Origin of the sequence: Limnohabitans sp. INBF002, from assembly GCF_027924905.1 — a bacterium.
Classification (GTDB): domain Bacteria; phylum Pseudomonadota; class Gammaproteobacteria; order Burkholderiales; family Burkholderiaceae_C; genus Limnohabitans.
In genome coordinates this window covers 1,678,517-1,691,926 of sequence record NZ_AP027055.1, presented here as the reverse complement: position 1 = coordinate 1,691,926, position 13,410 = coordinate 1,678,517, and the positions used below count along the sequence as shown (strand labels likewise).

At 51.3% G+C, this 13,410-nt stretch carries 11 protein-coding genes and 3 tRNA genes; 13 read left to right on the top strand and 1 reads right to left on the bottom strand.

Translation table 11 applies throughout. The annotated features are described in order from the left end of the window. Nucleotides 1-51: 51 nt before the first annotated feature. The 9 genes from QMG15_RS08290 to QMG15_RS08250 all read left to right on the top strand — a co-directional run bounded on the left by QMG15_RS08290 (nt 52) and on the right by QMG15_RS08250 (nt 8,172). Nucleotides 52-138, top strand: a tRNA-Leu gene (locus QMG15_RS08290). A 61-nt stretch (nt 139-199) separates the two neighbouring features. After that, nucleotides 200-1,510: a trigger factor gene (gene tig / locus QMG15_RS08285; protein WP_108359931.1), complete on the top strand. Its 1,311-nt coding sequence runs from the start codon at nt 200-202 to the stop codon at nt 1,508-1,510. Between the two features lie 20 nt (nt 1,511-1,530). After that, on the top strand, nt 1,531-2,139 hold the full coding sequence (clpP, locus tag QMG15_RS08280; protein ID WP_108359930.1) for an ATP-dependent Clp endopeptidase proteolytic subunit ClpP: 609 nt from the start codon (nt 1,531-1,533) through the stop codon (nt 2,137-2,139). 35 nt (nt 2,140-2,174) lie between these two features. After that, complete coding sequence (gene clpX, locus QMG15_RS08275) at nt 2,175-3,440, top strand: ATP-dependent Clp protease ATP-binding subunit ClpX (protein WP_281788206.1); 1,266 nt, start codon at nt 2,175-2,177, stop codon at nt 3,438-3,440. A gap of 31 nt (nt 3,441-3,471) precedes the next feature. Then, complete coding sequence (lon, locus tag QMG15_RS08270; protein ID WP_281788205.1) at nt 3,472-5,889, top strand: endopeptidase La; 2,418 nt, start codon at nt 3,472-3,474, stop codon at nt 5,887-5,889. Between the two features lie 57 nt (nt 5,890-5,946). Further along, nucleotides 5,947-6,022 (top strand) — tRNA-Gly (locus tag QMG15_RS08265). A 49-nt stretch (nt 6,023-6,071) separates the two neighbouring features. Then, nucleotides 6,072-6,145, top strand: a tRNA-Cys gene (locus QMG15_RS08260). Nucleotides 6,146-6,270: 125 nt separating this feature from the next. After that, nucleotides 6,271-7,662, top strand: coding sequence for a hypothetical protein (locus QMG15_RS08255; RefSeq protein ID WP_281788204.1), 1,392 nt, complete (start codon nt 6,271-6,273; stop codon nt 7,660-7,662). A gap of 15 nt (nt 7,663-7,677) precedes the next feature. Continuing rightward, nucleotides 7,678-8,172 (top strand): hypothetical protein, encoded by a 495-nt coding sequence (locus QMG15_RS08250; RefSeq protein WP_281788203.1) that lies wholly within the window; start codon nt 7,678-7,680, stop codon nt 8,170-8,172. A gap of 187 nt (nt 8,173-8,359) precedes the next feature. On the opposite strand, the gene QMG15_RS08245 is transcribed toward QMG15_RS08250, so the two are convergent. Further along, nucleotides 8,360-8,797 carry a hypothetical protein gene (locus QMG15_RS08245; protein WP_281788202.1) on the bottom strand — a complete coding sequence of 146 codons (438 nt, stop codon included), beginning with the start codon at nt 8,795-8,797 and terminating at the stop codon, nt 8,360-8,362. 790 nt (nt 8,798-9,587) lie between these two features. Here QMG15_RS08245 and QMG15_RS08240 point away from each other — a divergent pair. The 4 genes from QMG15_RS08240 to QMG15_RS08225 are packed head-to-tail and all read left to right on the top strand — an operon-like array spanning nt 9,588 to nt 13,408. Next, complete coding sequence (locus tag QMG15_RS08240; protein ID WP_281788201.1) at nt 9,588-10,796, top strand: capsular biosynthesis protein; 1,209 nt, start codon at nt 9,588-9,590, stop codon at nt 10,794-10,796. Nucleotides 10,797-10,800: 4 nt separating this feature from the next. Further along, on the top strand, nt 10,801-11,583 hold the full coding sequence (locus QMG15_RS08235) for an ABC transporter permease (protein WP_281788200.1): 783 nt from the start codon (nt 10,801-10,803) through the stop codon (nt 11,581-11,583). Beyond that, the gene (locus QMG15_RS08230; RefSeq protein WP_281788199.1) at nt 11,580-12,251 is read left to right on the top strand and encodes an ABC transporter ATP-binding protein; all 672 of its coding nucleotides are present in this window, start codon (nt 11,580-11,582) and stop codon (nt 12,249-12,251) included. Before QMG15_RS08235 ends, QMG15_RS08230 begins: the two co-directional genes overlap by 4 nt. Next, nucleotides 12,251-13,408: a chain-length determining protein gene (locus tag QMG15_RS08225; RefSeq protein ID WP_281788198.1), complete on the top strand. Its 1,158-nt coding sequence runs from the start codon at nt 12,251-12,253 to the stop codon at nt 13,406-13,408. Before QMG15_RS08230 ends, QMG15_RS08225 begins: the two co-directional genes overlap by 1 nt. Nucleotides 13,409-13,410: the final 2 nt, after the last annotated feature.

Genomic DNA, 13,410 nt, shown 5'->3' with positions numbered 1-13,410 from the left:
CGATTTCAAGCGGGTGGTCTACCCTGACCACCCGTTGTTATTTAGAAACCCGCGCGGGTGGCGAAATTGGTAGACGCACCAGGTTTAGGTCCTGACGTCCGCAAGGATGTGCGGGTTCGAGTCCCGCCCCGCGCACCATTTGATTGATAGCAAGCGGCCACAAGGCCGCTGCTGACCATGCCAATTTAGGAGAAACCACATGGCCGTGACTGTTGAAACTTTGGAAAAATTGGAACGCAAGATCACCTTGTCGTTGCCTGTGGACATCATCACCAAGGAAGTGGACGTGCGTTTGAAGCGCGTGGCACGCCAAGTCAAGATTGACGGTTTCCGTCCAGGCAAAGTGCCGATGAACATCGTGGCTCAGCGCTACGGCTACTCCACCCAGTTCGAAGTGATGAACGACAAAGTGGGCGAAGCATTCCAATTGGCGACCAACGAAGCCAAATTGCGCGTTGCTGGCCAACCCCGCATCACTGAAAAAGAAGGCGCGCCTGAAGGTGAAATGCAATTCGAAGCCATCTTCGAGGTGTACCCAGAAGTGAAATTTGCTGACATGGCCGGTGTTGACGTTGAAACCGTGTCTGCCGAAGTGACAGACGCTGCCATCGACAAAACCATCGACATCTTGCGCAAGCAACGCCGCACCTTCGCCCAACGTGGCTTGGACGGTGCCGCTCAAGACAGCGACCGCGTGACCATTGACTTCGAAGGCAAGATTGACGGCGAGCCATTCCAAGGCGGCAAAGCCGAAGACTTCCAGTTCTTGCTCGGCGAAGGCCAGATGCTCAAAGAATTTGAAGATGCGGTGCGCGGCATGAAGTCGGGCGAAAGCAAGACTTTCCCCCTGAGCTTCCCCGCTGACTACCACGGCAAAGACGTGGCCGGCAAACAATCCGATTTCTTGGTGACTTTGAAGAAAGTCGAAGCCGCTCACTTGCCAGAAGTGACCGACGAATTGGCCAAGTCTTTGGGCGTGGCCGAAGCCACCGTGGCAGGCTTGCGCGCTGACATCAAGAAAAACTTGGAGCGCGAAGTCAAGTTCCGTTTGTTGGGTCGCAACAAGCAAGCCGCGTTGGACGCAGTGGCCACCAAAGCTGAACTCGACCTGCCAAACGCCAGCGTGCAAGCTGAACTCGACCGCATGGTCGAAGGCGCTCGCGCTGACCTCAAGGCCCGTGGCATCAAAGACGCGGACAAAGCCCCAATCCCTGACGATGTGTTCCGCCCACAAGCTGAAAAGCGCGTGCGCATGGGCTTGGTGGTGGCTGATTTGGTTCGCGCCAACAACCTGCAAGCCACCGCTGAGCAAATCAAAGCGCACATCGAAGAACTGGCCTCTAGCTACGAGAAGCCAGCCGATGTGGTGCGTTGGTACTACAGCGACATGAGCCGTTTGGGCGAAGTTGAAGCCATCGTCATTGAAAACAACGTGACTGACTTCATCTTGTCTAAAGCTAAGGTCACCGCCAAAGCGATTTCATTCGACGAATTGATGGGTCAAGCCTGATCCTCCTACAAGGAAACAACATGAGCGCACTGGATACACAAGCCTTGGGCATGGTCCCCATGGTCATTGAGCAGTCGGGCCGCGGCGAGCGGTCTTACGACATCTATTCACGTTTGCTCAAAGAGCGCGTGATCTTTTTGGTGGGCGAAGTCAACGACCAAACCGCCAACTTGGTGGTGGCGCAATTGTTGTTCCTTGAGAGCGAGAACCCCGATAAGGACATCTCGCTCTACATCAACTCCCCCGGCGGCTCGGTGAGTGCGGGTATGTCGGTGTTCGACACCATGAACTTCATCAAGCCTCATGTGTCCACGCTGTGTATCGGCATGGCCGCCAGCATGGGCGCGTTCTTGTTGGCAGCGGGCGAGAAGGGCAAGCGCTTTGCTTTGCCTAACTCCAAGGTCATGATTCACCAGCCTTTGGGCGGTACTCGTGGCCAAGCCACAGAAATCGAGATTCACGCCCGTGAAATCTTGAAGACGCGCGACCAATTGAACCGCATCTTGGCTGAGCGTACCGGCCAGCCGCTTGAGAAAATCGAGCGCGATACCGAACGCGATTACTATCTGAGTGCCGACGAGTCCAAAGAGTACGGTTTGATTGATCAAGTGATCAGCAAGCGCGGCTAAACGACAGACAACGCACACACGAACATAAGCACGACATGGTTGATAAAAAAAGCGCTTCTGGCGAGAAAACGCTGTACTGCACCTTCTGCGGTAAGAGCCAGCACGAAGTCAAAAAACTCATCGCAGGCCCTTCGGTCTTCATTTGCGACGAGTGCATTGACTTGTGCAATGAAATCATCCGTGACGAGTTGCCAGGCCTAGAAGCCGCCAAAGAAAAGGGCAGCGACCTGCCCACGCCAGCGGAAATCAAAGCCAACCTCGACAACTACGTGATTGGCCAAGAGCCGGCCAAACGTACGCTGGCCGTGGCGGTGTACAACCACTACAAACGCCTGAAGCACAAAGAGTCGTCCAAGAAAGACGATGTTGAGCTGACCAAGAGCAACATCTTGTTGATTGGTCCCACAGGCTCTGGCAAAACTTTGTTGGCCCAAACCATGGCGCGCATGTTGAATGTGCCTTTCGTCATGGCTGACGCCACCACCCTGACCGAAGCCGGTTATGTGGGTGAGGACGTTGAGAACATCATTCAAAAGCTGCTGCAAAGCTGCGAGTACGACGTGGAGCGCGCACAGCGCGGCATCGTCTACATCGACGAAATTGACAAGATTTCACGCAAGTCTGACAACCCCTCCATCACCCGTGATGTGTCGGGTGAGGGCGTGCAACAAGCCTTGCTCAAGCTGATTGAAGGCACGATGGCGAGCATTCCACCCCAAGGTGGCCGCAAGCACCCCAACCAAGATTTCTTGCAAATTGACACGACCAACATCTTGTTCATTTGCGGCGGCGCGTTTGCTGGGCTTGAGAAAGTCATTGAAAACCGCACAGAAGCCTCTGGCATTGGCTTTGGCGCCACCGTCAAGAGCAAAGAATCACGCAGCTTGTCCGAAGTGTTTGGCGAGGTTGAACCCGCTGACATCATCAAGTTTGGCTTGATTCCTGAACTCGTGGGCCGTATGCCTGTGGTGGCTACCTTGGCCGAGTTGACCGAAGACGCTTTGGTACAAATCTTGACCGAGCCAAAGAACGCTTTGGTCAAGCAATACAGCAAGCTCTTGGCCATGGAAGGCGCGGAGCTGGAAATTCGCCCTGCAGCCTTGCGTGCGATTGCCAAAAAAGCGTTGGCGCGCAAAACAGGTGCACGTGGTTTACGGTCTATCCTTGAACAATCGCTGATCGACACCATGTACGAATTACCCAATTCGCCCAATGTCGAAAAGGTGGTGGTTGAAGAGGCAACCATCGACGAAAATAAACCTCCTTTGTTGGTGTACCGAGAGGCCGCCAAAAAGGCGTAACGCCTGTCCCTTTTTTACTGGAAGGCTGACCATGTCTGGACAACCCTTACTCCCCGCGACCCCTCTTGAGCTGCCCTTGTTGCCTTTGCGCGATGTGGTGGTCTTCCCGCACATGGTCATTCCCTTGTTTGTGGGACGTCCTAAGAGCATCAAAGCACTAGAGGCGGCGATGGCCGCAGAGCGACGCATCATGTTGGTGGCCCAAAAGGCCGCTGCCAAAGATGAGCCTGCTGTGACCGACATGTTTGAAGTCGGTTGCATCTCCACCATTTTGCAAATGCTCAAGCTGCCTGACGGCACCGTGAAGGTGTTGGTCGAGGGCCAACAGCGCGCCAAGGTGGATGGCATTGAAGATGGCGAATCTCACTTCACAGCCCATGTCACACCCATCGAAGTCTTGCCCGCCGAAGCTGGCAGCGAAGTCGAGGCCTTGCGCCGTGCCGTGATGCAGCAGTTTGACCAATACGTCAAACTGAACAAAAAGATCCCACCCGAAATACTCACTTCGATTGCCAGCATCGATGACGCTGGCCGTTTGGCCGACACCATTGCCGCGCACTTGCCCTTGAAGCTTGAGAGCAAACAAGTGGTGTTGGACTTGTCGCCCGTGCGCGACCGTTTGACAAACCTGTTTGAGCAAATCGAACGTGAGGTTGAAATCCTCAACGTTGACAAAAAAATCCGTGGCCGCGTGAAGCGCCAAATGGAGAAAAACCAACGCGACTTCTATCTGAACGAGCAGGTCAAGGCCATCCAGAAAGAACTGGGCGAAGGCGAAGAGGGCGCGGACATTGAAGAGATCGAGAAAAAGATCAAAGCCGCGCGCATGCCACAAGAGGCTCGCAAGAAGGCCGAGGCTGAGTTGAAGAAACTCAAACTCATGTCACCCATGTCAGCGGAAGCCACTGTGGTGCGCAACTTCCTTGATGTACTGGTGGGCTTGCCTTGGAACAAGAAAACCAAAATCAAACACGACCTCGGCAATGCCGAAGACGTGTTGAACGAAGACCATTATGGCCTTGACAAGGTCAAAGACCGCATCTTGGAATACCTCGCAGTGCAACAACGCGTGGACAAGGTGAAAGCGCCTATTCTTTGCTTGGTAGGACCTCCTGGCGTGGGTAAAACTTCGCTCGGTCAATCCATTGCCAAAGCCACAGGCCGCAAGTACGTGCGTATGGCCTTGGGTGGTATGCGTGACGAAGCTGAGATTCGCGGCCACCGTCGCACCTACATTGGCGCGATGCCAGGCAAGGTGCTGCAAAGCTTGACCAAGGTCGGCACGCGTAACCCCTTGTTCTTGCTTGATGAAATTGACAAGCTCGGTATGGACTCGCGTGGCGACCCTTCCAGTGCTCTGTTGGAGGTGTTGGACCCCGAACAAAACAACAAATTCGCCGATCACTATGTGGAGGTCGATTACGACTTGAGCGATGTGATGTTTGTGGCCACCTCGAACTCGATGAACATTCCACCAGCTTTGCTGGACCGCATGGAAGTGATTCGTTTGTCGGGCTACACCGAAGACGAAAAAACGCATATCGCCATGAAGTATTTGCTGCCCAAGCAAATGAAAAACAATGGCGTGAAAGATTTTGAGCTCTCGGTGGACGAAGCCGCTGTGCGCGACATCGTGCGCTACTACACGCGTGAAGCTGGCGTGCGCTCGTTAGAGCGTGAAATGTCCAAGATTTGCCGCAAGGTGGTCAAGGCTTTGCTGCTCAAGCAAATGACGCCACAAGTCAAAGTCACGGCAGACAACTTGCCCGACTTCCTTGGTGTGCGCAAGTACACCTATGGCCGTGCTGAGGCCGATAACCAAGTGGGTCAAGTCGTAGGCTTGGCTTGGACCGAAGTGGGGGGCGATTTGCTCACCATTGAGGCCGCCATCATGATTGGCAAGGGCACCATCACGCGTACGGGTTCACTCGGCGATGTGATGAAAGAGTCTGTCGAAGCAGCTCGCACTGTGGTGCGCAGCCGTGCACGTCGTTTGGGCATCTCGGAAGAGTTGCTCGAAAAGCGCGACATCCATATCCACGTGCCCGATGGCGCGACGCCTAAAGACGGTCCCAGTGCGGGCGCTGCCATGACCACCGCCTTGGTCTCCGCCCTGACAGGCATCCCTGTGCGTGCGGATGTGGCCATGACGGGTGAGATCACCTTGCGTGGCGAAGTCACAGCCATTGGCGGCTTGAAAGAGAAGCTGTTGGCGGCCTTGCGTGGTGGCATCAAGACTGTGTTGATCCCAGAGGAAAACGTCAAAGACTTGCAAGAAATTCCAGAGAACGTGAAGAACGGTTTGGAAATCGTGCCGGTGCGTTGGATCGACAAAGTGCTGGAAATTGCGCTGGAGAAAATGCCCACGCCGCTGCCAGACGAAGTGTCTGTCGTTGCGGCAACACCTGCAGCTGTTGCGGGCGTCAAAGCCGAAGCGATCAAACATTAAGATTTTTCTAGCGCATGCCTAAACAGGCTGAAAAATGCGCTATAATATGCGTCTTATGCGGGAATAGCTCAGTTGGTAGAGCGCAACCTTGCCAAGGTTGAGGTCGCGAGTTCGAGCCTCGTTTCCCGCTCCACATTCGATAAGGGAAGCACACCATGCTTCCCTTTTTCGTCAAAGCAGATGGCGCGATAGCAAAGCGGTTATGCACCGGATTGCAAATCCGTTTAGCCCAGTTCGACTCTGGGTCGCGCCTCCATATAAATCAAGCACTTAGAGCAATCTAAGTGCTTTTTTTTGCCCAAAAATCAATTACACGGTAATTACACGTTTCATTCGTGAAGTTTGGTTGCTCTTTTGAGTAAAGGTCCGTAAACTGCACACATGAAGGAAAGAAGCCCTGAGACCGTAGTTGTGCGCGACAACGAGATTCGTTTGGTGCGCCGCCCTGATAGTGACCGCTGGCAAGCTCACTTCAAAGTTGAAGCCATTGGTAATTGGATTCGCAAGGCTACGGGTACTGCGGACTTAGATAAAGCCAAGGCGTTGGCTGAAGAGCAGTGGTTCGAAGCCAAAGTGCTGGCCAAGGCTGGACACCCAGTAGTTTCCAAGAAGTTCAAAGCTGTAGCTGAGGTGGTGCAGCGTGACTTGGAGATTAAGGTCGCTGCAGACAAGACCAAGCGTGGCAGCAACAACGATTACATCAATTCGATTAAGACCTATCTGATCCCATTCTTTGGTGGGTACAACGTTGACCGTATCAATCAAGCCGTATTCACAGAGTTTTGTGAGTGGCGGCGAGTGAAGGTTGGGCGTGAGCTGAGCCATAGCGCACAGGCAAACCACAACGCCGCACTAAACCTAGTCTTTGATTACGCCATTGAGCGTGGCTATATGACTAGCCTTCAAAAGCCAGTTTTGAAGAACACAGGCGAGCAGGGTGGACGTAGGCCTGATTTCTCTGCCAAAGAGATTGAACAGATTCTGGAGAAGCTGCCTGCGTGGGTTCAGGAAGGGCGAGTGGGTAGGACTCGTAATCTCCGAGAGCTCTTGTCGGTCTACGTGCCGTTTGCAGCTGCCACTGGCATGCGACCAGGCACTGAGATGGAGTTCTTGGAGTGGCGTCACATTGAAGTCCATAACCTGGGCGGAGAGCCCGTTTTGTACGCGCACATACAAAAGGGTAAGACGGTCAAGAAAAACAAGCCTATGGGGGCTGTATTGCATCGTAGCTGCTGGCTTTACTTGGAGAAGCTGCGTCAAATGGCTCCAGAGTTTCAGGGCAAGACCATTTACGAAGTTTTGGAGAGTAAGCACGAGGCGCGAATCTTCAGAGCTCGTGACGGTGTACAGCCTGTTCACTTGATTGCCCAGTTCAAGCAATTGTTGGAAGACTTGAACATGCTCAACTGTCCAACGACTGGTCAAGAACGTACCTTGTACAGCTTACGTCACTTTGCCATTACACAAATGGTGGCCAAGGGATTAACAGCTGAGCAGATTCAAAGCCAAGTGCGAACCAGTGCCACCATGATTGCCAAGTTCTATAACCACATGAAGCCTTTGATGAATGCGGCAGCATTTACGGGCCAGAATGAAGCAGTGGGAGAAGATGCGGTGGCTCAACTTCTGAACAATGCGCCCAACGACAACCTCATGCACTTTGCTGAACTCAGCACTGGTTTAAATCTCGCTCTGGTGATGCAGAACAAGCCCGCGTTCGAAGATCTTAAGGAGGCCTTAGAGCAGGCTTCAGCGTTAGCAGCTCCCAACTGATCAAGGAATTTAGACATGACTACACCTATAGCCACGACTGAATCCTCAAAACATCAGTTGGTTCTTGACTTTGAACGTATGGCGAATCGTTCGTTTGAGCTTTGCATGCAGGAACTTATGAAAGTGGACTTCTATGCTGGCTTGTTACGTAGGTTGGAAGCAGGACAGTCCATTGCAGATGAATTGCCAGTAGTTGCAAACATGAGTCCTGAGCTCGTAAAGCTGACTGTTCAGAGACTTAAAAAACAAGCTGAGCTTGCAGCTAACGAAGCCTGGGAGTTGCCTAACGAGTTGAAGGGCAGTTTCGTCACGACTGTTCGCTCAGCAGTGACTCAGGGTGAGTTGATTCCTCAATACTGCGTGGATTACGTGGCAGAGACAAAAGTAGGGCAGGTGCGAGTAAAGGCCAAAAATTGGCGACGCAACGTTACTGTTGAAGTTGACGGTAGTGCTGAGGCAATTAAAGCTGCATATGTACAGATGGTGTTTGCAGGGCTTCAAGCTAGTTAGAAGCGTTACATGTTGTAACGATACCGTCAACACTATCTGTCGCTAGTTCTGCCAAACCCCGTAGCCCAACGTTTGCAACCTGATGGCTAGGTTAAGTTACCGGGATTTAGTGTCCCCTTTTGGTGTTGGGAAGATTTTCTCGTAGATCTCAGGTGTCAGCCGAATTAACTAATTCATGGCTTAATTTTTAATTCTTGTTTTTAGAGTCAATTTTGTGCAGATGTTGCTGCGTCAGTAAAAAATCTAGTAACGCTGAAATCAGCTTTTTATTTGCATCTGTTAACAGCGACCAATCGTGCAAAACTGATTCAGCTAATTGCAGTTCCGTGAAGTTTAGATCTACAGGCTGTTTAGAGCGAGCAGATCCTGTAGCTACCAAATCATTATTTGGCCCCCATCGTAGCCATTCAGCGGATGTTCCGAGCATTTTTGCAAGGACTTGAATCTTCTCCATTTTTGGCAGAGTAGGGCCGTATAACCATTTTCTTGCTGCATTTGTACTAACTGGTGACCCTCTCCAGCGTAAGTTGAACTCTCGTGCAAGCAGGGTTGGGCTAACAGGCTTCCCCCTCAGTAGAAGCTGACTTTGTAGTCGTTTTGCAAATGAGTTGAGATCTTGGTTCATAGGTGCTTTTGATAGCAACTAATTTACGTCAAAAGCAAATCAAAAAAATAACTATAGTTGCTAATCTATGGAACTGAAGTTATATTTACTTTATGAAATTGACAAATGAAAATTGCTCCTTGCGCAGTTATTTGAACGAGAAAAGTAGGTCCTTTAAATCCGAATCATGCATGCTAATAATTTATAACTTATTGTTTTATATAGTATTTTTGGATTGCCTGGGCTTAAGTTTTATCTGCTTTTTCTCATTAATTTCTATCTTTCTCATTTTTACGGATTTTGGCAATTCAAAGTTGCGAAAACGTAACCGAAGCAACTAATAGTTGCCAATTTAAAAACAAAAATACATACAGATATGACAAGTACACCTGAGCTCGTCAAACATCGCTTCTCGGAAGAGTTAAGGCGGTGCTGCGGTAGCCATTACCAAACGGTTCCGTCGAATGAACAGTTCGCACGCGACCTGTATCTGTCATCCAAATACGGTCTCAAGGTGAGCAGGGAGACTGTACGGAAGTGGTTTAAGGGGGATTCATTTCCTGATTTAGATCACCTCTTACATCTCATCAGGTGGCTCGGCTTGGATATGACGAAGGTATTTGTCGATGAGCTGCAGCACGAGAAAAACAAATTAGAGGCATCCCGACTGCAGTACTTAGACATTAGCTCTATTGAGCAGATAACACCGGAACAGATTGACTCCTTTGTTGGGCTTTTGAACTCAATCAAAAACTCAGACTTAGTCAAGAGTCGCAGGCGCTAAAAAGTAGAGCAAGTGGTGAAGAGAGAGTTGATTTCAAAGCAAAAGGTCAGCGAGAACCCAGCACTGGCTGTGTTGAAAGCTTCCAAAACCGTGCTTTTGTTGCAAGGGCCTGTTGGGCCATTTTTTGACCGACTGACTCAGTGGTTGACTGCAAAAAACAAGCAAGTACACCGCATCGTCTTTTCTGGCGGAGACCTGCATGACTGTCAAGCCATCAATCCCATCAAATTTGCAGGCCAGCTCGATGAATGGAGCACCTTTTTTGTCACGCAATGCGTTCAACTTAAGGTTGACGTCGTGGTTCTGTTTGGCCAGTCGCGCTCGTACCACCAGCAAGCGCTTCAGGCCGCAAACCAACTCGGTATTCAAGTCATCGTTTTGGAAGAGGGTTATTTCAGGCCCGGCTTTGTGACGATGGAGTTAGACGGCGTGAATGGCAATTCCTCCACGCTCGATCGCTTTAGCTGGGATGGTGTGCCAGAACACATCACCAGTGCGACAGACAAGCATCCATTTTTAAACTCAACTTATTTTGCGGCCAAGCATTACGCGCACATGTTGTTAGGGCATTGGCAATTTCCTAGCTACGAGCATCACAGACACCGCTCACCGCTGCACTACTTTGGCTATTGGATGTATTCGTGGTTCAGAAAATGGAGCCATCTCAAGATTGACATGCGCAAGCAGAAACAGTTGCTTGATAGCAGGGCTTATTTTTACTTCGTACCCCTGCAGTTTGAAGGTGATGCCCAGTTGAGGTTGTTCTCTAGCTACAGCTCAGTTGAGGAGTTCTTGTCCAAACTCATTCGTTCATTTTCCATTCATGCGCCCAAGCCGGCGATGCTTGTTTTTCGTGAACATCCCCACGGTCGTGGCATGGGCGGTTATCGATCATTCATTCGTCAAATCGCCAAGTCATATGGGGTCGATTCGCGCATCGTGTATTTGGTCGAAGGCGACACACCTGTATTGGTCAAGCATTCGGCTGGCGTGATAACCATCAACAGCACGGTGGGTGTGCGCGCTTTGAAATCGCAGGTACCCCTTAAGGTCATGGGGGCTGCCATTTATCAACGGCCAGGCTTGGTGTTTGAGGGGGAGCTGGACGAGTTTTGGATCAAGTCCATACCCGCTAAGACAGAGCTTTCAGAAGACTTTGTGTTGCAGCTCAAAAACCTGACACAAGTCCCTGTGTGTGGCTATGCCACGCGCAACATCCCGATTGATTGGCGGTAACAGCTTGGCTACCCGTTCTCCTTGGCAAGTCATGTGGTCTGTGTGGAGCGCATTGTTTTTGCGCGAAGCATTGGCGCGTTTGTTCTCTAGTCGCGGTGCTTGGGCTTGGTTGTTGTTGGAGCCTATTTTTCACATTGCGTATTTGGTGATTATTTTTACGGTCATTCGCATTCACTCTGTGAGCGGTTTTGATACGGGGCTTTGGATTGTGGTGGGCTTGTTGGCATACTTCACCTTCGAGCGTGCAAGCGGTCAAACAGCCAATGCCATCAACGCCAATAAATCGCTATTTTCGTATCGCCAAGTGCAGCCGATTGACACCATGTTTGTCCGTGCCTTCCTTGAGGTGCTGCTGTTGAGTGTGGTGGCGATTGTTATTTTTAGTACAGCCGCCATGCTTGGGCACGATGTGCTGCCGCATGACCCGTTTGAATTGTTTGTCGCCATCTTTGGCTTGTGGCTTTTGGCGCTGGGTTGGGGCTTGGTGCGTGCCGTCTTGCATGACCTCGTGCCTGAGCTAGAAATTGTGTTGAACTTTGTCATGAAACCCATGTACATCATCTCTGGTGTTATGGTTCCCTTGGCAAGCATTCCGTTGCCATACCGTGATTGGTTGCTTTACAACCCAGTAGCCCAAGGGGTTGAGGCTGCACGCGCTGGCTTTTCTGCCACTTACCACCCTGTATCGGGTTTGAGTGTCTCGTATCTGTTTGCATTTGCGTTGGTGCTTTTCTTCATGGGCTTGTTGCTCATGCGCAGATTTGCTGTGAGGTTGGTGACAGCATGATCGTGGTGACAGACGTACACAAGCGCTACCAAACAGACCATGGCCCAGGGCCTTGGGTGCTGCAAGGCGTCAACCTCACCATTCCTCGCAATGTCAACGTAGGCTTGGTAGGTGGCAACGGTGCTGGCAAATCTACCTTGCTGCGAATCATGGGCGGGGTTGATCAGCCAAACAAAGGCAGTGTTCAGCGGACATGCCGTGTCTCTTGGCCCATGGGCTATGGGGGTGGTTTACAGGGCTCACTCTCTGGTCGGCAAAACGCCAAGTTTGTTTGTCGCATCCATGGCCACACATCGCATGCAGACCTGCAAGACCGTTTGCAATACATCCAAGACTTCGCGCAGTTGGGTGAATCGTTTGACGAGCCTGTCAAAACCTACTCGTCAGGCATGAAGTCGCGTTTGCAATTTGCCTTGTCTCTCGCCATTGAATTCGATGTCTATATTTCAGATGAAGTCACAGCCGCTGGCGATGCATCTTTTACCAATAAGGCTGCCGCGGCTTTTAAGGGGTTGGCTGATAAAGCTGGGCTCATCATGGTGTCGCATGCTGAGGGCACGTTGAAGCAGTTTTGCCAGTCTGGCATTTGGCTGAATAAAGGCCAAGCACACTGGTTTGAAAACATTGACGATGCTCTGGTGGCTTACAAAGAAAGCCTTCCTCAATGATGCCCAAGGCATTAGTGCAGGCTCTGAAAAAACGAGACTGGGCTGCAGGCCAGTTGCGAGCCAAGCAACTTGCTATTGCTCAGCCCATTTGGACCGCAGCCTTTGCGTTTTTTGTTGCTATGGCGGCCTATTGGCTGGTGCTGGCTTCTGATCGCTATGTGTCTACAGCGCACATCGTCATTCAGCGCACTGATTTGTCAACGGGTGCCACAGCGGGTGACCTAGCCAGTTTGATTGGCGGTGTGTCTGGTGTAAACCGTGCCGACCAGCTCATGATGCGCGACTACCTTCTATCAGTGGGTTTGTTGCAAAAGCTAGATAAAGAACTTGACCTGCGAAGCCATTTCAGCCACTGGCGTCGAGACCCATTCTCTAAATTTTTATTCGCCAACGCACCAGTCGAGTGTTTGCACCGCTACTACCTCAGCCGCGTGTCTGTAGAGCTGAACGACTATGACGGCGTATTGGTGGTCAATGCCCAGGCCTACACGCCCGAGATGTCAAAAGCGATTTCAGAAAAACTCGTGCTCGAAGGCGAAGCGTTCATGAACAACGTTGCCAACAGCTTGGCACAAACGCAGGTTGATTTCTTAGAAAAACAAGTTGTGCAAATGCACGACCGTTTGTTAAGCGCTAGACAAACCCTGCTTGATTACCAAAACAAAAAAGGCCTCGCGTCACCCATGGCCACGGCAGAAAGCACCGTTGCCATTTTGGCCAAGCTGCAAGCCAGCTTGACTGAGCTGCAAACTCAAAAAAGCGCATTGCAGTCATACCTCGTCGCCAGTCACCCCAGTGTGGTTCAACTCAACCAGCAAATCGCCGCAGTCGAAAAACAAATGCTGCAAGAGCAAGCCAAGCTAGCCTCGCCCACCGGCAAGCCCCTGAACAAAACAGTGGAAGAGTATCAGCGCTTAGAAATGCAAGCCGCATTTGCGGATGCTGTTTATAAAACGGCACTCTCCGCTCTAGAGCGTGGCCGTATTGAAGCCACGCGCACCATTAAAAAAATCAGCGTCGTCCAAGCCCCCACCTTGCCCGAATACCCGCTTGAGCCTCGGCGCATCTACAACACCTTGGTGGCCTTATTGACGGCCTTTCTGCTGGCGGGCATCGCACATTTGCTGTGGGCTGTGGTGCAAGACCATAAAGATTAAAC

What these genes read in the sequence shown, in the direction of transcription:
- tig (WP_108359931.1), top strand. Translation starts at nt 200, where the DNA reads ATGGCCGTGACTGTTGAAACTTTGGAAAAATTGGAACGCAAGATCACC.
- clpP (WP_108359930.1), top strand. Translation starts at nt 1,531, where the DNA reads ATGAGCGCACTGGATACACAAGCCTTGGGCATGGTCCCCATGGTCATT.
- clpX (WP_281788206.1), top strand. Translation starts at nt 2,175, where the DNA reads ATGGTTGATAAAAAAAGCGCTTCTGGCGAGAAAACGCTGTACTGCACC.
- lon (WP_281788205.1), top strand. Translation starts at nt 3,472, where the DNA reads ATGTCTGGACAACCCTTACTCCCCGCGACCCCTCTTGAGCTGCCCTTG.
- QMG15_RS08255 (WP_281788204.1), top strand. Translation starts at nt 6,271, where the DNA reads ATGAAGGAAAGAAGCCCTGAGACCGTAGTTGTGCGCGACAACGAGATT.
- QMG15_RS08250 (WP_281788203.1), top strand. Translation starts at nt 7,678, where the DNA reads ATGACTACACCTATAGCCACGACTGAATCCTCAAAACATCAGTTGGTT.
- QMG15_RS08245 (WP_281788202.1), bottom strand. Translation starts at nt 8,797, where the DNA reads ATGAACCAAGATCTCAACTCATTTGCAAAACGACTACAAAGTCAGCTT.
- QMG15_RS08230 (WP_281788199.1), top strand. Translation starts at nt 11,580, where the DNA reads ATGATCGTGGTGACAGACGTACACAAGCGCTACCAAACAGACCATGGC.
- QMG15_RS08225 (WP_281788198.1), top strand. Translation starts at nt 12,251, where the DNA reads ATGCCCAAGGCATTAGTGCAGGCTCTGAAAAAACGAGACTGGGCTGCA.